Source organism: Streptomyces sp. NPDC107654 (genome assembly GCF_055639035.1).
The window spans coordinates 103,958-122,496 of the sequence record NZ_JBVKBI010000003.1; the positions used below are offsets into that span (position 1 = coordinate 103,958).

Sequence of the window (18,539 nt, forward strand, 5' to 3'; positions counted from 1 at the left end):
GCGTCCGAACGGCAGCGCCGGTACTGCTCGTCGACGCGCTCCGTGTGCCCCCGGGCGTCCAGGTACTCCAGCAGCGGTACGGCCACCCGCCGGGTGGTGTCGAGTGCGCGCCGGGCCTCGCTGAGGGTGAACGGCTGGGGCAGCGCGCGCAGGACGGCGGCGGCGTCGGCGTCCGCGCCGGGCTGCAGCACGATCCCGTCGGCGATCCGCAGCAGGGCCCCGGCGGCCGCGGCAGCCGCCAACGCCTTGCGGTCCAGGCCCAGTTCGGCGAGACGGCCGGCCTCGGGGGCGCGGAAGGGGGTGCGGTCGAGGTCCCGGCGCAGGGCGTCCACGGCCGCGCGGACGGGGGCCGGCAGGGTGGGCCGGGGGCTGTCGGCGGGGTACAGCCGGCCCTGGCGGGCCCGGACCCGGGGCTGGGCCGCGGCCAGCGCGTCGACCAGGGCGCGGTCGGGCAGTCCCAGCCGTCGGCGGGCCGCCTCCGTGGGCAGGCCGGGATCCAGCGGGTGGGCCCGGGCGTGGTCGAGGACCTGGCCGGCCAGCCGCTCCCCGAGGAGGCTCCAGTGCCCGGGGTCGGCGAGCCAGTCCCCGGCGACGGGCTCGCCGGCCGCCGGGACGCCCATCGCCCGCAGGTCGGCGAGCCGGACCAGTCCGCGGCGGCGCAGCTCGGCGGCGCCGTCCGGACGGCCGGTCATGGTGTCCAGCTCGGCCGCGCGGGCCCGGCCGGCGCCGCGCCGGGCCAGCCGGGGCGGCCGTACGTCCAGCACGGTGACCCCGCGGGGCGGGCGGGTGCCGCCGGGTTCCCGGAGCACCGCGCGGTCGCCGGCCCGCAGGGGCAGCGCCCGGCGGAGGGTGAGCCGGGCGGTGTCCGGGCCGAGCGGGCGGACGGTCACCGGGACGGCGGCCGTCCCGATGTGCAGGGTGACGCACCGGGGCAGGCCGGCCACCGGCTCCCCGGTGACCCGTACGTCGACGGTCTCGGTGCACCGCCAGCGGTCCGGGGTGAGCAGTACCTGGCCGCGGCTCAGCGGGGCGTCCCCCTGTCCGTGCACGTTGACGGCGACGCGGGCCACCGCGCCGACGGCCGTCCGCTCCTCGTGCAGGCTCTGCAGACCGCGCACCCGCAGGACGGCCGACCCGTCCGCCGTGACCAGCCGGTCGCCGACGCGCAGGGTGCCCGCGCCGAGGGTGCCGGTCACCACCGTGCCGTGGCCGCGGACGGTGAACGCCCGGTCAAGCCACAGCCGCACGTCGGCGTCGGGGTCGGGGTCGGGCAGGGTCTCGGCCAACCGGGCGAGGGCGGTGCGCAGGGCGTCCAGTCCAGCGCCGGTGACCGCGCTGACCGCGACCCGGGGCACCCGGCCGAGGGAGGTCCCGGCCAGGCGCTCGGCGGCGTCGGCGCCCACCGGTTCGGGGTCGGCGAGGTCGCTGCGGGTCACCGCGAGGACGGCGTGCCGGACGCAGAGCGCGTCGAGGACGGCCAGGTGCTCCTCGGACTGCGGCTGCCAGCCCTGGTCGGCGGCGACCACGAACAGCACGGCGGGCACGGGTCCGACCCCGGCCAGCATGGTCGGCACGAACCGCTCGTGCCCGGGTACGTCCACGAAGGCGAGGTGGTCGTCGCCTAGGCGGGTCCACACGAACCCCAGGTCCAGGGTGAGACCCCGGCGGCGCTCCTCCTCGTAGCGGTCGGGCTCCATGCCGGTGAGGGCGCGGACCAGCGCGGACTTGCCGTGGTCGACATGGCCGGCGGTGGCGAGGACCCGCATCACGGCCGCCCTTCCGCGGTGGCCCGGGCCGACCGCACGGCCGTGGCGAGCCGTTCGTCGTCCTCGGCCGGTACCGCTGCGAGGTCCAGCAGGCAGCGCCCCGCCTCCAGACGCCCGACCACCGGGACCGGGCCGGTGCGCAGCGCGGCGGCGTACGGCTCGGGCAGGGACAGCGCCGCGCTGGGCAGGGTGACGCCGGGCGCGCCCCCGCCGCCGACCGTGGCGGCGCTCTCCACGGCGGTCGCGTCGATCCCGTCGGCGGCCAGCGAGGCGGCGAGCCGGTCGGCGCGGGCCCGCAGCCGTGTCGGGTCGGCGGTGAGGGCAAGGGCGGTCGGGGTGGGCGGCCCGGTGAGGGTGGCCTCCAGGGCGGCCAGGGTCAGCTTGTCGACGCGCAGGGCGCGGGCCAGCGGGTGCCGGGCGAGTCCGCGGACCAGGTCCTCCCGGCCGAGCAGCAGCCCGCACTGGGGGCCGCCGAGCAGTTTGTCACCGCTGGCGGTGACGAGCGCCGCGCCGGCGCGCAGCTGGGTGTCGGCGTCGGGTTCGGCGGGCAGCGCCGGATGCGGGGCGAGCAGGCCGGAGCCGATGTCGACGACGACCGGGACGCCGAGGCCGGTGAGGTCGGCGACCTCGGCGGACCGGGTGAAGCCGGTGATCCGGAAGTTGGACGGGTGGACCTTCAGTACGAACCCCGTGTCCGGCCCGATCACGGCCGCGTAGTCGGCGGGGGCCGTGCGGTTGGTCGTACCGACCTCGCGGAGCCGGGCGCCGGTCGAGACGAGCAGGTCGGGCAGGCGGAAGCCGTCGCCGATCTCCACCATCTCGCCCCGGCTGACGACGATCTCCCTCCCGGCCGCGAGGGCGGTGGCGGCCAGGACCAGCGCGGCGGCGCCGTTGTTGACGACGTGCGCGGCGCCGGCGGCCGGTACGGCGGCGTGCAGCGCGGCGAGCGCGGAGCGTCCCCGGCGGGCGCGTACGCCAGTCGTCAGGTCGAGCTCGACGTCCGTGGGACCGGCCGCCTCCCGGACCGCCTCCCGGGCGGCGGCGGACAGCGGGGCCCGCCCCAGGTTGGTGTGCAGCAGCACCCCGGTGGCGTTGAGCACCGGGCGCAGTCCGCTCGCGGTGCCGGGCAGCAGGTCCAGTGCGTGCTGCGGGACCCGTTCCGGTGGGATGCCGCCCGCGCGCGCCCGCTCCTGCGCCTGCCGGACGGCGGCCTTCACCCGGTGCGCGCCGAGCCGGTCCGCTGCCGCGGCCAGCCGCGGGTCGCGCAGGACGGCGTCGGTGCGGGGGATGCGGCGGCGGGCGCCGGCCCGATCCGGTGTGCCCGGCGGGTCGGTGGGCCGGGGCGCGCGCCCTGTGGTGGCCTCGTCCGCCCTCGCCGGTGCCGGCCGCTGCTCCATGCCGCGCCTGTCCTTCCCGGTCCGGCCCTGTGCCCCGCGCCCGTACGGGCTGGGCCCATCGTCTCCCAGTGCCCCCGGCGGACGGCCCGACACGCCGGATGCGGCGTCTGCCGGGCACCACCCGGGTACGACGGGGCGCCGCTCCGGTACGACGGGCACAGCCCGGCCGTGACGGGGCATCGCTCCGGTACGTCGCCCAGCCGCTCGGGTACGACGGGCAGCGTCCCGGTGGGACGGGCCTCGGCTCCAGTAGACACCCAGCCGCCCGGGTACGACGGGGACCGCCCGGCACGACGAGGACCGCCCCGGTACGACGGTCGGCGCCCGGGTACTCGGCGGCGCATGGAGGACCACGAGCGCAGGCGACAGGACGGGAACGCGACGGAGGCCGCGCGGGCGGCGCACCGGCAGCGCGAGGCGGAGCGCGAGCGCGCCTCCGCCGAGCCGTTCGAGTACGCGTACCCGGAGCGCCGGGCGGGCGTCCGGGCCCGGCGCCACATCAGCGAGGCGGCGGCCGTCGCGGACACACCGCCGGGGATCCCCGGCGGGTACGGCACGACGGGCGGCGGACAGCCCGGCGCAGTCGGCGCCGCCCACCCGCCGGCCCGCGAGCGCCGCGGCACGGCGGCGGGGACGCCGGCCGCGGAGCCGGGCAGCGACGACGAGGGGCCGGTGAACCGGCCGGAGCGCTGACCGCGCGGGGAACACGCCTCACGGCGTCCCGGCCGGCCGGGACCGTCCGTCGGCGCCGCCGGTGTCGTCGGTGTCCGAAGGCGGCCGGGGTGGCGGGGCCTCGCCCGCGGTGAGGTGCTCCAGCACCTCGACCAGCTCCTGGCAGGCCCGCTCCACCGAGCGCCGGGTGGTGCGCTGCTCGGTGATCACGGCGGAGAGCAGCAGCGCGGTCAGCGCCATGGCTCCGTTGAACGCCTGGAGCTTCAGCATGACCTCGATCCGGCTCAGCTCGGCGAACGCGCCGACGCCGTCCGTGGCGGCGACGGTGGCCAGCACGGAGGTCAGCAGCGCGCAGAGCACGCTGCCCGCCAACTGGAAGCGCAGGGCCGCCCAGATGATGAGCGGGTAGACCAGGAAGAGCATGCTGATCGAGCTGTAGACGGCGAAGGGGACGAGCGCGCAGGCGACGACGGCCAGCGCGGTCGCCTCTTTCCAGCGGCCCAGCGGCAGCGGTCTGCGGACGCCGTGGAGCAACAGCAGCAGCGGGGTGACGATCAGGACGCCCATCGCGTCGCCGACCCACCAGGCGAGCCAGACGGGCCAGAAGCTGTGGGCGGGCAGGCTGTGGTTGAGGACGAGCAGGCCGACGCCGAAGGAGGCGCTGATCAGCATGGCCCCCAGCGCCGCCAGGAACACCAGAGCGAGGCCGTCGCGCAGCCGGCTCAGACCGGTGCGGAAACCGGCCCGGCGCAGCAGCAGGGCCGCGCACACGGGCGCGGCGGTGTTGCCGAGGAGGATGACGAGGACGTCGGCGCCGGGGGTGGTGAGGGACAGGACGGAGAAGAGGGCGCCCAGCGTGATGCCCGGCCAGCAGCCCAGGCCGAGGATCAGCAGCGCGGCGACGGCGACGCCGGTCGGCGGCCAGAGGGGGGTGACGGTGGCGCCCTCGACGGTCAGCTCGCGCAGCAGCCCGAGCCGGGCCGCCGCGTAGTAGCAGGCGGCGACGGCCAGCATCCGGACGGCGTAGCCGCCCGGCCGGCGCAGCTCCTCGATACCCACCACAGCAGCCATCTCACACCGACGGCCGCCGGTCGGCGAGGCGAGGCAGGGTCCGGTCCGGCCCTCTGGCTGAACGCGACGGTTCTCGGTTCAGGGTCCGCCGCCGGGACTGTCCAGGCCCACGACCAGGACGGCGGCGTCGTCCTCGTGTCCCACGCTCTCGGCGCCCTTGATCACGGCGGCGGCCAGTGCGCGGGCCTCCAGGCCGGCGACGGCGGCGATTCCGGCGAGCCGCACCACCTGGTCGAGACCGTCCTCGATGGGGAGCGACGGCCCCTCCACGACACCGTCGGTGAGCAGGACGAACACGCCGCCGGTGGTCAGCCGGTGCCGGGTCACCGGGAACTCGGCGCCCCGCTCGATCCCGAGCGGCGGCCCTCCCTCGTCGTCGACGACGCCGGACTTCCCGTCGGCCGTGGCCCAGACGAACGGGATGTGGCCGGCCCGGGCGCTCTCCAGCACCCCGGTGGCCGGGTCGAGCCGCATGAAGGTGCAGGTGGCGAACAGCTCGCTGCCGAGGGAGAGCAGCAGGTCGTTGGTGCGGGCCAGGAGTTCGCCGGGCTCGCCGGTGACCGAGGCGAGCGCCCGCAGCCCGGCCCGGACCTGGCCCATGAAGGCCGCGGCCTCGATGTTGTGGCCCTGTACGTCCCCGACGGTCAGTCCGATCCGTCCGTCCGGCAGGGTGAAGGCGTCGTACCAGTCGCCGCCCACGTTCAGACCGAGGTTGGCGGGGCTGTACCGCACCGCCAGATGCAGGCCGGGCGCGGCCGGCAGGTCCCGGGGGAGCATGCCGCGCTGCAGGGCGAGGGCCAGCTCGACCTGGGTGCGCTGCACCTCCGCGCGCTGACGCGCCTGGGCGGTGAGCGAGCCGAGTCGGGCCAGCAGCTCGTCGCCTTCGTCCGTGGAACGCTTGCGGGGCATCGATCACCTGCGTTTCTGACAAACGCCTCGATTTTACCCAGAAAGGGTGATCGTGCCCCAAGAGCTGACCCGGTCCCCGGTCACCGGACCTCGGAGTCGATGCCGGTGATCACCGCGGGTCCGAGCGGTGCCGTGCGCTCGTCCAGTCCCGCGTCCTGGAGCGCGGAGCCCGCGAGCCGGCGTGCCTCGTCCTCGGCGTGCCGACCGGTGTCCGCCTCGACGGTCAGGCGCAGGGTGAAGGTGTTGTCCTCGTTGACGCTGAGCACGTCCAGGTCCTCCTCGCTGCCCATCCGGGTGCCGTGCGGATCGGCGGGCCGGAGCGCCCGGGCCAGCCGGGTGCGGGTGTCGGCCTCGATCCCGGTGGTGAAGGTGCCGGGGACGCTGATCACATAGGTCGTCATGAGACGGTCCTTTCCTCGGGCGTCCCCTCGACTACCCCGATTCGGGGGCTTCGCACAGCGGGCGTCCGGCCGGCGGCACCCCGCGCCCCGAAGCCGCCCCCCGCCCCCAGTATCGTCGCGCGCCCCGCTGTCGTCCCCCGGACGGCGGACGTACCCGTGTCGGCGCCGAGGTCGGGCGGGGCGGGAGTGGGACATTACCGGTGGCCTCGTCCACTTCCCTCCCCACTCTGTTCAGGAAGGACACGCCATGCGCCTGTGCCGTCCGCTCGCCGCCGTACTCGGCGGTCTCGCCCTCGCTCTGACCACCGCGGGTTCCGCTCTCGCCGCCGACGGCACGTTCGCGTGGGTCGGGCCCCAGGGCAAGGCGTACGCCATCGACAACCCGCCGGACAACAAGTGCTTCGACATGGGCCAGGAGGCGCGCGCCGCCCGCAACGGGACGAAGAAGCCGCTCGTCGTCTACGCGCAGAAGAAGTGCAAGGGCACCGCGCTGCGGCTCGCGCCGGGCCGGTCCGCGCCCGCCGGCACCAGGTTCGCCAGCGTGATCTTCAACCCGCGCTGAGACGTACGGCGGGACGACGCGGGGGCACGCGCGCCCCCGCGGTTCCCCTCAGATCCAGCCGTCGAGCGCGCCCATGAAGCCGTCGAAGTCGTCGCGGAACAGGGTGTGCCCGGCCCCCTCGACGGTCCGCACCTCGAAGCCCCGCCGCGCCAGCTCCCCGCCGAGACCGGGCCGTACCAGGTCGCTCCCGCCGGCCAGCAGCACCAGCGAGGGCACCGCCGGGCGCTCCGGTGTCCGGCTGACCGAGTAGACGGCCGGCAGGACGCGGGCCGTCGCGGGGTCCCAGTCGGCGAGCGTGGCCAGCTCGATGTCCACGTCCGTGTCGTCCCAGCGCGGGTTGAGACTGCTGATCATGGTGCGGTTCGCGTTCTTGAAGACGGTGAAGTACGCCGACGCCCCGACCGCCCTGCTGCTCAGCTCCCAGGCCGGGTCGCAGTAGACGGCCCGTGCGGGCACCAGCCGTTCGACGGCACCGGAGAGCGCCAGGGCCCCGAGCGAGTGTCCGATCGCCAACTCCGGCCCCGCGGGCAGGGTTTCGACGAGGTCGTCCGCCCAGGCCTGCGGGCTGAACTCGCCCCGCCCGCTCGCTCCGTGTCCGCGCAGGTCCACGCCGACGACCCGGTATCCCTTGTCCACGAGGACGGCCGCGAGCCGGTGCCAGGTGCGGTGGTCGGACATGAGGCCATGGACGAGGACGGCGATCCGGTCGCCGCTCCCCCACTCGTGCGTGTGCAGCCTCATCGGCGGCATCTCCCCCGTTCTGGTCGACCGGTCGACTTGTCGCGGCCGGTGCCCGGCCCACGCCCGGCGGCCGGCCGGTGTCCATCGTCGCGCGCCGGGCGCCGGAAAACCGAGTGGCACGCGCCCGTGTCCGCCCGTTAGCGTGCCGGGCATGTCCAGCCCCGAGGCTTGCAGAGGCTAGCCGCCGGCCGTCCGGTGGCTGCTCTGTCGTACGCACGCCATCACCGGGCTGCCGGGACCGCACGCGCTGCGTGTGCTCGCTTCCCGTCCGCGTCACGGTGTGTGGAGTCTCATGCCTTTCCCTCTCTATCTGCTCGGGCTGGCCGTTTTCGCCCAGGGCACGTCCGAGTTCATGCTGGCCGGCCTGGTGCCGGACATCGCCCGCGACCTCGCGGTCTCCGTCCCGACGGCGGGGACGCTCACGTCCGCCTTCGCCGTCGGGATGATCGTGGGGGCGCCCCTGATGGCGCTGCTCGGCCGGCGTCGGCCGAGGCGGCAGTCGCTGCTGCTGTTCCTCACGGTGTTCCTGGCCGTCCATGTCGTCGGTGCGCTCACCGCCGACTTCACCGTCCTGTTGCTGACGCGGGTGGTCGCCGCCTTGGCCAACGCCGGTTTCCTGGCCGTCGGCCTGGTGGCGGCGACCGCCATGGTGGGACCGGACGCCAAGGGCCGGGCCACCGCCGTCCTGCTCGGTGGCACCACGCTCGCCTGTGTGGTGGGCGTGCCCGCCGGTGCCGCCTTGGGGCATCTGCTGGGCTGGCGCTCGGCGTTCTGGGCGGTGGTCCTGATGTCCGCCCCGGCGCTCGTCGCGATCGCCCGGTCGGTGCCGCGCGGCCCGGCGGACGACGGCTGCCCGGCCCCCGGGGCGCGCGCGGAGCTGCGGGCGCTGCGCAGCCCCCGGCTGCGGTCGGTGCTCTGTCTCGCCGCACTCGTCAACGGCGCCACCTTCTGCACCTTCACCTATCTGGCGCCGCTGGTCACGGAGGTGTGCGGGCTCGCGGCGGGGTGGGTGCCGGCCGTGCTGGCGCTGTTCGGTGCCGGTGCGTTCGCCGGGGTGACGGCGGCCGGCCGGCTGGCGGACCGCGGGCCGGGGCCGGTGCCGCCGGCCGCCGGGGCCGCGCTCCTCGCCGGCTGGGCCGCCCTGGCCGTGACCGCCGGCCGGCCCGCGGTGGCCCTCGCCCTGGTGCCGGTGCTGGGCCTGCTGGCCTTCGGTGTCGGTTCGACGCTGGTGACCCGGGTGCTGTACGAGGCGGTGGACGCGCCGTCCCTCGGGGGCGCGTTCGCGACCTCGGCGCTGAACGTGGGCGCCGCGCTCGGTCCGGTCCTCGGTGGCGCCGCGCTCGACGGCGGTCTCGGCCACCGCTCTCCCGCGGGGGTCAGTGTGCTGCTCATGGCCGTCGCGGGACTGGTCGCCCGCCTTCCGGCGCACCGTCGGGAGCGGGCCGCGTAACCGTGGTGGTACGGGTGCGGGCCGGCGGTGGCTCACAGCGGGGAGTGGGCCACCGCCACCACGTAGGCGCCGGACAGCAGGGAGACCAGGGCGAGGGCGCCGTACACGACGACCGCCGGGGACCGGCGCAGCCACCAGGTCCGGGCCAGTGCCCGTGCCGCCGGGATGAGCAGCGGGAAGGCCGGCAGCAGGAACCGTGGCTTGGAGGAGAAGGAGCCGGAGCCGCCGATGACGAGCAGCACCAGCACGCCGGAGAAGACCACCAGGGCCAGCGGGGCGCGCTCCAGGCACAGCAGTGCGAACAGCAGCAGGTACGCCGTCACGATGAGGAGGGCGACCGGGTAGACGACGCCTCCGCCGTGCAGGAACAGGGCCTTGAGGAAGCGGACCGAGCCGGCGCCGAAGTCGAAGCGGGAGTCCCAGGCGCTCTGCACCGTGAAGTACCCGCCGAGGACGTCCCCGGTACGGCTGCCCACCCACAGCACGTAACCCAGCCAGCCGAGCGGGGCCACCAGCGCGCCGGCCCACAGCCGTGCCGGGGCCCGGCCGCGCTGCCGCAGCGCCTCGTGGCCGGCGGCGAGGGAGACGGCGACCGCCACCGCGAAGCCGCTGGGCCGGGAGAGGCCCGCGAGCGCGGCCAGGGTTCCGGCCCACACCCAGCGGCCCCTCAGTACGCAGTACAGGGCCCAGGCGGCGAGCGCCGCGAACAGCGACTCGGTGTAGGCGATGGTGAGTTCGACCGCGTGCGGCAGCGCCGCCCACAGGGCGACCAGCGCGGTGGCGACGCCCCGTCCGTGGAGGTGGTGGCCGACGAGGTAGACGCCGTACGCGGCCACGCACCCGGCCGTCCAGGCGATCAGCAGGGCGGACTGGCCGGGGGTGAGCGGCAGCGGGAGGGTCAGCGCCCGGATGAGCGCGGGATAGAGGGGGAAGAACGCCCAGTCGGTCTGGACGGCGCCCCGGGGGGTGATCCAGATCAGGTGGCCGTAGCCGTGCGTGGCGATGTGCAGGTACCAGCGGGAGTCCCAGGAGTGGGCCAGGTTGCCGGCCGGCGGCCGTCCCCGGAGTGCGTTGGCGACGATCACCGCGAGGATCCCGGCGACCCGGAGGCCGGCGAACAGGGCGAGGGCCGGCAGGAAGTCCCGCGGGGAGCCGGACCCGCCCGGACGGGGCAGCCGGAGGCGGCTGAGGGGCCCGGAGGGGGCCGCCGGCTCGGGCCGGGGGACGGAGGAGGTACTCACGGTCCCGACCTTGGGCGGGGCCGTGCGCGGGTGCAACGCGCGACCCGGGTTTCTCACGCGGTTCCACCCTGATTCAGGAACCCCTCGCACGCGTCTCACCCGGGTCGAGGGCCCGCGTGCCGCGCGGGAGGGGCCGCCCGCCGGACCCCCGGAGAGGTGTGGTTATCATATGAGCGCTGCCTAGCTCGAAAGATGGATCCGTGACTGTCAACGACGACTCGTTCACCAACTGGAAGATCCGCGAGGAGATCGCGGAGTCGATGATCCCGCTCATCGGGAAGCTGCACCGCGAGCGGGACGTGACCGTCCTGCTGCACAGCCGCTCCCTGGTGAACAAGTCGGTGGTCAGCATCCTGAAGACGCACCGCTTCGCCCGGCAGATCGCGGGTGCCGAGCTGTCGGTCACCGAGACCATGCCCTTCCTGGAGGCCCTCACCGCGCTGGACCTCGGGCCGTCCCAGATCGACCTCGGCATGCTGGCCACCATGTACAAGGCCGACGAGCGGGGCCTGAGCGTGGCCGAGTTCACCGCCGAGGCGGTCGCCGGTGCGACCGGCGCCGACAAGATCGAGCGCCGCGAGCCGCGCGACGTCGTGCTCTACGGCTTCGGCCGCATCGGCCGGCTCGTCGCCCGCCTGCTGATCGAGAAGGCCGGCTCCGGCAACGGCCTCCGGCTGCGCGCCATCGTGGTGCGCGGCGGCGGCGCGCGGGACATCGTCAAGCGCGCCTCGCTGCTGCGCCGGGACTCCATCCACGGCCAGTTCCAGGGCACGATCACCGTCGACGAGGACACCAGCACGATCGTCGCCAACGGCAACGAGATCAAGGTGATCTACGCCGACGACCCGTCGCACGTGGACTACACCGAGTACGGCATCCGGGACGCCATCCTCATCGACAACACCGGCAAGTGGCGCGACCGCGAGGGCCTGTCCAAGCACCTGCGCCCCGGCATCGAGAAGGTCGTCCTCACCGCGCCGGGCAAGGGCGACGTCCCGAACATCGTGCACGGCGTCAACCACGACACCATCAAGCCGGACGAGCAGATCCTGTCCTGCGCCTCCTGCACCACCAACGCGATCGTGCCGCCGCTGAAGGCCATGGACGACGAGTACGGTGTGCTGCGCGGCCATGTGGAGACCGTCCACTCGTTCACCAACGACCAGAACCTGCTGGACAACTACCACAAGTCCGAGCGCCGCGGCCGTTCCGCGCCGCTGAACATGGTCATCACCGAGACCGGTGCCGCCTCCGCCGTCGCCAAGGCGCTGCCCGACCTCAAGGCGAAGATCAGCGGCAGCTCGATCCGCGTCCCGGTGCCGGACGTCTCGATCGCGATCCTCAACCTCCAGCTGGCCCGCGAGGCCACCCGCGAGGAGGTCCACGACTACCTGCGCGAGGTCTCGCTGACCTCCCCGCTGAAGCGGCAGATCGACTTCATCACGGCGCCCGACGCGGTCTCCAGCGACTTCATCGGCTCGCGCCACGCCTCGATCGTGGACGCCGGCGCGCTGAAGGTCGACGGGGACAACGCGATCCTCTACCTCTGGTACGACAACGAGTTCGGCTACTCCTGCCAGGTCGTCCGGGTCGTCCAGCACGTCTCGGGCGTGGAGTACCCGACGTACCCGGCGACGGCGGTCTGATCCCCTCGCCCTCCGTACGTGTGCGGCCGCCGACCGGGGTTCCCGGTCGGCGGCCGTTCCCATGGGCGCGGGTGCGGGTCAGGCCGAGGCCGGCCTGCCGCACGCGCCCGCGGCGCACGCCGTGAGCCACTGGTCGAAGTCGGCGTCGTAGCGGGTGCCGATGCCGTCGTGGTAGACGGCGTATCCGCCGGCGTAGTCACCGACGCGGAAGCGGGCGAGCATGCGCTGGACGTCGTCGGGATGACGCTCGACCATGTAGCGCGCGGCGAGGTAGCCCCAGGGGTAGGTGCGGGTCACGTCGCTGTTGTCGTAGGTGTTCTCGAAGAGGGTGCTCAAGCGGTACGTGTGCTTGCCGGCCTCCTGGACAGCCTGGTCGTCGGCGAGACCGCGGTAGCTGTAGGAGACGTACTCGGCGATGCCCTCGATCCACCACACGTCCGGCACGGAGATCTGCCGGGCGAAGTCGCCCTTCATGTCGTCACGGGCGTCCAGGAAGTGCGTGTACTCGTGGTTGAGGTTCCAGATCCGGGCCGGGAAACCGTCGTCGTAGCTCTTCTGGTACATGACCGACATCGGCTGGTTGGCGGGGTCCGACGGGTCGCCGGCCAGTGTCATGCCGCCGTTGTCGGTGCTGATGCCGTACATCGCGCCGGCGTACGTCTGGTAGTCGGCCCGGCTGCTGAACACCACCAGGCGGAGCGTGGCCGCGTACTGGCCGGGTATCGCGCCGTCGGCCTTCACGACCGAGCGGAACCAGGCGTCCTGGCGGAGCACGCTGGCGCAGGCCGCGTCGAGGTCGGCGGCGGTGAGCGCCTGGGCGCGGACGGTGATGTTCGCGTCGCAGTGCCGGGTGACGGGCAGGACGGCCCGGTCGAGCTTCCCCGGGAGGTCGCAGACGTCGTAGTAGGCGCAGTCGGCCGTGTCGTAGGCGGCGGCCTGCGTGGCCACCGCCACCCACAGCGCGGCCGTCGGGCCGGTGATCCCGGTGCGGTCCAGCAGGTCCTTGGTCAACGGCTTGACGTCGTCCCGAAGTTCGGCGTGCTCGGTGTAACGGGCGAGGTTCATCCCGGCGTTGGAGTCCAGGAAGGCCAGGTCGGTGCCGAGCTGGTCGGTGTTGGCCAGGGCGAAGTCGTAGAGCGTGTCGATGATGCGCGGGTCGGCCTCGACCGCCTGCACGTACCGCGGGTTCCAGTTGCCGCGCCACAGGGGGGTGTAGACGTCGTTGACGGCCCGGACCATGCTGTCGATCGCGTCGTACGAGCTGTCGTAGGCGTTCAGCAGCCGCCGGTAGACGTACAGGTAGCGGCCCTGCTGGTCGGCGCTGTCGGTGAGGATGACGGTCTCGCCGAGGATCTGGCCGTTGGCCGCCGTGACGTCACGGGAGTGGGAGCGGGCGAAGAAGGTGTCCATGCCGCTGGTGACGGCGGTGGTGAGGCGGGAGGTGTACGGGCCAACGTCGCCGGGGTGGTTGAACTGCACGTAGTAGCCGGCGCGCAGGAAGAGCACCAGTTGCAGCACGCTGCCGGAGTTGTCGCCGCGGTACTTCCCGGCGGTGCCGGTGAAGGCGTTGGCGACGGTCAGCATCTGGGACTCGCGGAAGACGGCGCGCGCATCCGTACCGGTGACCGAGAAGAGGGTGTTGACGCAGTCCGGGGTCGCGGCCTTGACGTAGGAGACGAGGGCGGAGCCGGTACGGCTGCCGAAGTCGGCCGGGGCGCAGGAGGCCGCCTTCGCCGCCCGCGGTCCGGACTGGCGGGTGAACGACGGCGACCGGGGCGGGAGTTGGGACGGACTGAGCCGCCTGGCCTGGGCCGCGGGGCGCTCGGTGGCGGCGGTCGACGCGGCGGCGGGCGACGGCACGGCCGGGTGCGGGCGGGGCACGGTGGCCGTGACGGGGTGCGGCCGGGGTGCGGCCAGCGCCGGCGTGGACAGCAGACCGGCCAGGGCGGCGCAGACGGCGGCGGTGCCGGCGATGCGGCCGGCCGTGCCTCTCGGCACGCGTCCGGGCAGCGCGAAGCGATAGCGCATCGGGATTCCTCCAAGGGATGCGCCTCTGTGGGGTGTTGAGGCGTGTGAGGCACTGTCTCAGCGCGCCACCCGGGCCAACAATGGCGTGTGACATAGCACATGGCACTGACCGCTCATAACATCGCGGCGCTCCCGTGACCCGCTGCTACGCCCCGGCGGCGCTCCAGGTGCGCGAGGCCCAGGTGCGCAGGTGCGGTGCCTGGGCGACGAGGTCGCGGTACGCGTCCACGGCGGACTGCAGCACCGTCTCCACGACCTCGTCGGCGACGGCGTCCGGGCGCCAGGCCAGCACATAGCGGCACCACAGCGGGGAGCCCGCCAGCGGTTTGACCAGGACGTGCGGGATCGGCCGCAGCGTCGGCTGCACCAGGGACACCCCGACACCGTCGGCGATCATGCTCTGCAGCTGGGTCTGGTCGCCGAGCCACTCGTGGACGGTGACCGGCGTGAACCCGGCCGCAGCACAGGCGTCGTAGAACACCCCCGGCCAGCCGGCGCCGTCGTCCGGGGTCACGAACCAGGCGTCCTCGGCGAGATCGGCGAGCTGCACCTGGGTGCTCTGCCGGAGCCGGTGCCGGGCGGGGAGGGCGACGAAGGTGGGTTCGGTGACGATGCCGCGGTGCCGCACGGCGGTCGAGTGCCGCAGCTCCATGCCCGGGTAGTCGGCGGCGATGGCGGCGTCCACCGCGCCCTCCTCCAGCAACTCCACGATCCGCGAGGAGGCGTAGACGCTGGTGACCGAGAGGGTCAGCTCGGGCAGCCGGGTACGGACGCGGGAGACCGTGCCGGACAGCACCGGCGAGTTGGTGGCGGCCACGCGCAGGGACCGGTGCGGGCGGGCGGATGCCGTGCGGTGCCCGATCGCGGCGGCCCGCACCAGGACGTCCCTGGCCTGCTCGACGACCTCGGCGCCGTACCGGGTCGGCCGGACCCCGCTCGGCCCGCGTTCGAAGAGCGGCTCGCCCAGGTGGCGCTCGATGCGGCGGAGCTGCGTGCTCACGGCGGGCTGCGAGTAGCCCAGCTGCGCGGCGGCGCGGCCCACGCTGCCCGCGTCGGCGATCGCGCACAGCACCCGCAGGTGCCGCAGCTCCAGCTCCATCGGTCCACTCCCGGCTCGTTCCCACGACCGGCCCGGCGCCCTGCCCCCGCACCCCGTGCGTGACCGCGCCCGCCGCCCGCGCCGGCCCTGGTGAGGGCCGGCGGACCGAGCGTTCCATGGCCTCCCCCACGGCACAAGTCGCAGGTCCGCCAGGGTGCGGGCAGTCACATCCCCTGGTCACGTCACCGGGTCACGTCGCCCCGGCCGGCCCCCGGGGCCCCGGGCCTCAGTGGCGCCCCAACATCTCGGCGACCCGGATGAACCCGTCCGTGCCGTGCCCGAGGCCGATCACCCGGCGGGCCATGCCCTCCGCGGCCCGCATCACGCCCGTGTCGATGCCGTGCGACTCGGCGACCTCGACGACATGGGCCATGGTGGAGGCGGCCGAGGTGATCGGGTTGATCTCCCCGGAATAGGTGCCGCTGTCGGCGTCCTCGGCGAACTGCTCGAAGAGCGGCGGCAGGATCGCGCCGATGCCCTGGGCGAAGGGAGCGAGTTCGCGGGCGGTGACGCCCTCCGCGCGGGCGATCGCCACGGCGTGCGCGTAACCGGCCATCGCGGTCCAGAAGAGGTCCAGCAGCGCGATGTCGAAGGTGGCGGCGCGCCCGGCGTCCTCCCCCAGGTGGGTGTGCGTCCCGCCGAGCACCTCCAGCACCGGCCGGTGCTCTGCGAAGAGGTCGCGCGGGCCGCTGTGCAGGAAGACCGCCTCCGGTGTGCCGATGCTGGGAGCCGGAGTCATGATCGCGCCGTCCAGGTAGCCGATGCCGTGCGCCGCCGCCCAGTCCGCGGTGTCCCGGGCGCGTCGCGGGGTGTCGGCCGTCAGGTTGACGACGGTACGGCCCTTCAGCGCGCGGGTGACGTCGTCGCGGCGCAGGATCGCGTCGGAGGCGTCGTAGTTCACCACACAGACGACGATCAACTCCCCTGCCTTCACTGCCTCTTCGGCCGTGGCAGCGCTCGTCGCGCCCTGCTCGGCCAGCTCCCGGTCCCTGCCGGGCGTGCGGTTCCAGACCGTGGTGCGCACGCCGGCGGCGAGGAACGCGCCCGCCAGCGAGCGGCCCATCGGGCCGAGACCGAGCACGGTGACGGCAGGAAGATCCAGAGTCGTGGACATGTTGCAACTCCCATAGGTGGTGGACGAGTCGGCCGGACGGCCGATGGTGAACAGAAGAGGGACGACGATGACGCGCAGCCGTGCCCAGGACCCGAACGTCTGTGGGGTGACCGCCGCGATCGCCGTGATCGACGGCAAGTGGAAGACGTCACTGCTGTGGCTGCTGGAGTCCGGGCCGCACCGGCCCGGTGAACTACGGCGCAAGCTGCCGGGGTTGAGCGAGAAGGTGCTGACCCAGGCGCTGCGCGAGATGACGGACGACGGCCTGGTGCACCGGGAGGCGCACGACGTGCTGCCGCCGAAGACCGTGTACTCGCTGACCGGGTTCGGCCGCGACCTGGCCGCGGCGCTGAACCCGCTGGCCGAGTGGGGCCACCGCCGTCTGGAGCTGCTCCGCGAGCGCGAAGCGGCGTCCTGACCGCTGCCGCCGACACCTCCCGTCCGTTTCCCGGCAGCCCCTGACCTCGAGAAACAGCCTCTCCCGGCAGACGGGAGCTGCCAAGTACCCACAAAAAAGTGGGTGTCCGCCGGCCCCGTCATGCTCTCTCGCCCACCCCTGGGTGCGGGCGGTCGAGCGGTTCCCTAATCAGAGGTTCTGTTTGCCTAAAGCCTTTAGGTAATTGCATAATGGCTTTGGACAAGCGGGAGGGCATACGGGAGGAGCGAGGATGGCGCGTGTGGGACTGACCACCGAACGTCTGGTCCGCGCCGGTGCGGAGCTGGCCGACGAGGTCGGTTTTGAACATGTGACGGTGTCCGCGCTGGCCCGGCGGTTCGACGTCAAGGTGGCGAGCCTGTACTCGCACCTGAGGAACTCGCAGGACCTGAAGACCCGGATCGCGCTGCTCGCCCTGGAGGAGCTGGCCGACCGCGCCGCCGAGGCGCTGGCCGGCCGTGCCGGGAAGGACGCGCTCGGCGCCTTCGCGCACGTCTACCGGGACTACGCCCGCGCGCACCCCGGCCGCTACACAGCGGCCCGGCACCCGATGGAGCCGGCGACGGCCGCCGGCAGCGCGGGAGTGCGGATCGCCCAGCTGACCCGGGCCGTCCTGCGGGGCTACGACCTCGCCGAGCCGGACCAGACCCACGCGGTCCGCCTCCTCGGCAGCGTCTTCCACGGCTACGTCAGCCTGGAGGCGGCCGGCGGCTTCAGCCACAGCGCCCCCGACCCGCAGGAGTCGTGGAGCCGGATCCTGGAGGCCCTCGACTCCCTCCTCCGCACCTGGCCACCCGCTCCCGACCCCCACTGAAGACGCAGGCAGACACGATGCACACCATCCCCCTGACCGCCGGCCTCATCCACGGCGCCCTCGATCTGGAGCGCACCGCGCACGGCCTGCTGCCGCACCGGCTGCCCGCCCGGGCCCGCGCCCAGTGCGCCGACCCGCAGTTGGCCCTGGCGGAGTCCCAGCCCTCCGGCGTACGACTGGTCCTGCGCACCCGGGCCACCGCCGTCGAGCTGGACACCCTGCCGACCAAGCGGGTCTACCCCGGCCTGCCGCCCCGCCCCGACGGCGTCTACGACCTGCTCGTGGACGGACGCCCGGCTGGCAGCGCCACCCTCACCGAGGGCAACACCCTCGTCATCGACCTGGGCACCGGTACCGTCGAGCACCGGCCCGGCCCGGTCGGCACCGTCCGCTTCTCCGGACTGCCGGACACGGTCAAGGACGTGGAGATCTGGCTGCCGCACAACGAGAGGACCGAACTCGTCGCGCTGCGCGCGGACGCGCCCGTGGATCCCGTACCGGACCGGGGCCGCCGGGTGTGGCTGCACCACGGCAGTTCGATCAGTCACGGCTCCGACGCGGCGAGTCCCACCGCCACCTGGCCGGCGCTCGCCGCGGCCCTGGGCTCGGTGGAGCTGGTCAACCTGGGGCTCGCCGGCAGCGCGCTGCTCGACCCGTTCACCGCCCGCGCGCTGCGCGACACGCCCGCCGACCTGATCAGCGTCAAGCTCGGCATCAACGTGGTCAACACCGACCTGATGCGGCTGCGCGCCTTCGGTCCCGCGGTGCACGGGTTCCTCGACACCGTCCGCGAGGGACACCCCGGCACCCCGCTGCTCGTCGTCTCGCCGGTGCTGTGTCCGATGCACGAGGAGACGCCCGGCCCGACCGCCATGGACCTGGAGGCCCTGGGCGAGGGCCGGGTGCGGTACCGGGCCACCGGGGACCCGTCGGAGCGGGCGGCCGGGAAGCTCACCCTGGGGGTCGTCCGGGAGGAGCTGGCCCGGATCGTGCGGGAACGGGCGGCCGAGGACCCGTGGCTGTACTTCCTGGACGGCCGGGAGCTGTACGGCGAGGCCGACGCCGCCGAGCTGCCGCTGCCCGACGGGCTCCACCCGGACGCCGCCGGCCACCGCCGGATCGGCGAACGGTTCGCGGCGCTGGCGTTCGCCGCCGACGGCCCGTTCGCCGACCGCGCCGCCTGACCGGACGC

General features: G+C 74.3%; 16 protein-coding genes and 1 pseudogene. 7 read left to right on the plus strand and 10 right to left on the minus strand.

What is annotated here, in order from left to right; all coding sequences use genetic code 11:
* Positions 1-83: 83 nt before the first annotated feature.
* Together ACZ7N4_RS06530 and selA are read right to left on the minus strand one after the other, a co-directional pair.
* Positions 84-1,766, minus strand: a pseudogene (locus ACZ7N4_RS06530) (GTP-binding protein); the annotation flags it as partial.
* Positions 1,766-3,163, minus strand: coding sequence for an L-seryl-tRNA(Sec) selenium transferase (gene selA, locus ACZ7N4_RS06535; protein WP_471354471.1), 1,398 nt, complete (start codon positions 3,161-3,163; stop codon positions 1,766-1,768). The pseudogene ACZ7N4_RS06530 and the gene selA, both read right to left, overlap by 1 nt.
* Before the next feature lie 342 nt (positions 3,164-3,505).
* On the opposite strand from selA, the gene ACZ7N4_RS06540 reads away from it, so the two are divergent.
* Entirely contained in the window at positions 3,506-3,856 is a 351-nt protein-coding gene (locus ACZ7N4_RS06540) for a hypothetical protein (protein WP_471354473.1), read from the plus strand.
* An 18-nt stretch (positions 3,857-3,874) separates the two neighbouring features.
* On the opposite strand, the gene ACZ7N4_RS06545 is transcribed toward ACZ7N4_RS06540, so the two are convergent.
* The 3 genes from ACZ7N4_RS06545 to ACZ7N4_RS06555 all read right to left on the minus strand — a co-directional run bounded on the left by ACZ7N4_RS06545 (position 3,875) and on the right by ACZ7N4_RS06555 (position 6,216).
* Complete coding sequence (locus ACZ7N4_RS06545) at positions 3,875-4,897, minus strand: MASE1 domain-containing protein (protein ID WP_471355112.1); 1,023 nt, start codon at positions 4,895-4,897, stop codon at positions 3,875-3,877.
* Between the two features lie 87 nt (positions 4,898-4,984).
* Positions 4,985-5,815 (minus strand): PP2C family protein-serine/threonine phosphatase, encoded by an 831-nt coding sequence (locus ACZ7N4_RS06550; RefSeq protein WP_471354475.1) that lies wholly within the window; start codon positions 5,813-5,815, stop codon positions 4,985-4,987.
* 80 nt (positions 5,816-5,895) lie between these two features.
* Positions 5,896-6,216, minus strand: a complete 321-nt coding sequence (locus ACZ7N4_RS06555; protein WP_467930314.1) for a hypothetical protein — start codon at positions 6,214-6,216, stop codon at positions 5,896-5,898.
* A 247-nt stretch (positions 6,217-6,463) separates the two neighbouring features.
* On the opposite strand from ACZ7N4_RS06555, the gene ACZ7N4_RS06560 reads away from it, so the two are divergent.
* Positions 6,464-6,778, plus strand: coding sequence for a hypothetical protein (locus ACZ7N4_RS06560; RefSeq protein WP_471354477.1), 315 nt, complete (start codon positions 6,464-6,466; stop codon positions 6,776-6,778).
* 48 nt (positions 6,779-6,826) lie between these two features.
* Here ACZ7N4_RS06560 and ACZ7N4_RS06565 read toward each other — a convergent pair whose 3' ends face one another.
* On the minus strand, positions 6,827-7,519 hold the full coding sequence (locus ACZ7N4_RS06565; protein ID WP_471354479.1) for an alpha/beta fold hydrolase: 693 nt from the start codon (positions 7,517-7,519) through the stop codon (positions 6,827-6,829).
* A 292-nt stretch (positions 7,520-7,811) separates the two neighbouring features.
* On the opposite strand from ACZ7N4_RS06565, the gene ACZ7N4_RS06570 reads away from it, so the two are divergent.
* Entirely contained in the window at positions 7,812-8,969 is a 1,158-nt protein-coding gene (locus tag ACZ7N4_RS06570) for a Cmx/CmrA family chloramphenicol efflux MFS transporter (RefSeq protein ID WP_471354481.1), read from the plus strand.
* Between the two features lie 32 nt (positions 8,970-9,001).
* Here ACZ7N4_RS06570 and ACZ7N4_RS06575 read toward each other — a convergent pair whose 3' ends face one another.
* Complete coding sequence (locus tag ACZ7N4_RS06575) at positions 9,002-10,210, minus strand: hypothetical protein (protein ID WP_471354483.1); 1,209 nt, start codon at positions 10,208-10,210, stop codon at positions 9,002-9,004.
* A 200-nt stretch (positions 10,211-10,410) separates the two neighbouring features.
* On the opposite strand from ACZ7N4_RS06575, the gene ACZ7N4_RS06580 reads away from it, so the two are divergent.
* Positions 10,411-11,856 carry a glyceraldehyde-3-phosphate dehydrogenase gene (locus ACZ7N4_RS06580; protein ID WP_471354485.1) on the plus strand — a complete coding sequence of 482 codons (1,446 nt, stop codon included), beginning with the start codon at positions 10,411-10,413 and terminating at the stop codon, positions 11,854-11,856.
* 78 nt (positions 11,857-11,934) lie between these two features.
* On the opposite strand, the gene ACZ7N4_RS06585 is transcribed toward ACZ7N4_RS06580, so the two are convergent.
* The 3 genes from ACZ7N4_RS06585 to ACZ7N4_RS06595 all read right to left on the minus strand — a co-directional run bounded on the left by ACZ7N4_RS06585 (position 11,935) and on the right by ACZ7N4_RS06595 (position 16,097).
* A complete protein-coding gene (locus ACZ7N4_RS06585; protein ID WP_471354487.1) occupies positions 11,935-13,884 on the minus strand; it encodes a collagenase in 1,950 nt (649 codons plus the stop codon).
* 145 nt (positions 13,885-14,029) lie between these two features.
* A complete protein-coding gene (locus tag ACZ7N4_RS06590; RefSeq protein ID WP_471354489.1) occupies positions 14,030-14,983 on the minus strand; it encodes a LysR family transcriptional regulator in 954 nt (317 codons plus the stop codon).
* A gap of 226 nt (positions 14,984-15,209) precedes the next feature.
* The gene (locus ACZ7N4_RS06595) at positions 15,210-16,097 is read right to left on the minus strand and encodes an NAD(P)-dependent oxidoreductase (RefSeq protein WP_471354491.1); all 888 of its coding nucleotides are present in this window, start codon (positions 16,095-16,097) and stop codon (positions 15,210-15,212) included.
* 67 nt (positions 16,098-16,164) lie between these two features.
* On the opposite strand from ACZ7N4_RS06595, the gene ACZ7N4_RS06600 reads away from it, so the two are divergent.
* From ACZ7N4_RS06600 to ACZ7N4_RS06610, 3 genes are all read left to right on the plus strand, one after another.
* The gene (locus ACZ7N4_RS06600; protein WP_471354493.1) at positions 16,165-16,515 is read left to right on the plus strand and encodes a winged helix-turn-helix transcriptional regulator; all 351 of its coding nucleotides are present in this window, start codon (positions 16,165-16,167) and stop codon (positions 16,513-16,515) included.
* Positions 16,516-16,765: 250 nt separating this feature from the next.
* Positions 16,766-17,347 (plus strand): TetR/AcrR family transcriptional regulator, encoded by a 582-nt coding sequence (locus tag ACZ7N4_RS06605; protein WP_471354495.1) that lies wholly within the window; start codon positions 16,766-16,768, stop codon positions 17,345-17,347.
* Between the two features lie 17 nt (positions 17,348-17,364).
* Positions 17,365-18,531, plus strand: coding sequence for a GDSL-type esterase/lipase family protein (locus ACZ7N4_RS06610; RefSeq protein ID WP_471354497.1), 1,167 nt, complete (start codon positions 17,365-17,367; stop codon positions 18,529-18,531).
* The last annotated feature ends 8 nt before the right edge of the window (positions 18,532-18,539 follow it).

What these genes read in the sequence shown, in the direction of transcription:
- ACZ7N4_RS06555 (WP_467930314.1), bottom strand. Translation starts at nt 6,216, where the DNA reads ATGACGACCTATGTGATCAGCGTCCCCGGCACCTTCACCACCGGGATC.
- selA (WP_471354471.1), bottom strand. Translation starts at nt 3,163, where the DNA reads ATGGAGCAGCGGCCGGCACCGGCGAGGGCGGACGAGGCCACCACAGGG.
- ACZ7N4_RS06565 (WP_471354479.1), bottom strand. Translation starts at nt 7,519, where the DNA reads ATGAGGCTGCACACGCACGAGTGGGGGAGCGGCGACCGGATCGCCGTC.
- ACZ7N4_RS06605 (WP_471354495.1), top strand. Translation starts at nt 16,766, where the DNA reads ATGGCGCGTGTGGGACTGACCACCGAACGTCTGGTCCGCGCCGGTGCG.
- ACZ7N4_RS06550 (WP_471354475.1), bottom strand. Translation starts at nt 5,815, where the DNA reads ATGCCCCGCAAGCGTTCCACGGACGAAGGCGACGAGCTGCTGGCCCGA.
- ACZ7N4_RS06595 (WP_471354491.1), bottom strand. Translation starts at nt 16,097, where the DNA reads ATGTCCACGACTCTGGATCTTCCTGCCGTCACCGTGCTCGGTCTCGGC.
- ACZ7N4_RS06610 (WP_471354497.1), top strand. Translation starts at nt 17,365, where the DNA reads ATGCACACCATCCCCCTGACCGCCGGCCTCATCCACGGCGCCCTCGAT.
- ACZ7N4_RS06540 (WP_471354473.1), top strand. Translation starts at nt 3,506, where the DNA reads ATGGAGGACCACGAGCGCAGGCGACAGGACGGGAACGCGACGGAGGCC.
- ACZ7N4_RS06570 (WP_471354481.1), top strand. Translation starts at nt 7,812, where the DNA reads ATGCCTTTCCCTCTCTATCTGCTCGGGCTGGCCGTTTTCGCCCAGGGC.
- ACZ7N4_RS06590 (WP_471354489.1), bottom strand. Translation starts at nt 14,983, where the DNA reads ATGGAGCTGGAGCTGCGGCACCTGCGGGTGCTGTGCGCGATCGCCGAC.
- ACZ7N4_RS06585 (WP_471354487.1), bottom strand. Translation starts at nt 13,884, where the DNA reads ATGCGCTATCGCTTCGCGCTGCCCGGACGCGTGCCGAGAGGCACGGCC.
- ACZ7N4_RS06560 (WP_471354477.1), top strand. Translation starts at nt 6,464, where the DNA reads ATGCGCCTGTGCCGTCCGCTCGCCGCCGTACTCGGCGGTCTCGCCCTC.
- ACZ7N4_RS06600 (WP_471354493.1), top strand. Translation starts at nt 16,165, where the DNA reads ATGACGCGCAGCCGTGCCCAGGACCCGAACGTCTGTGGGGTGACCGCC.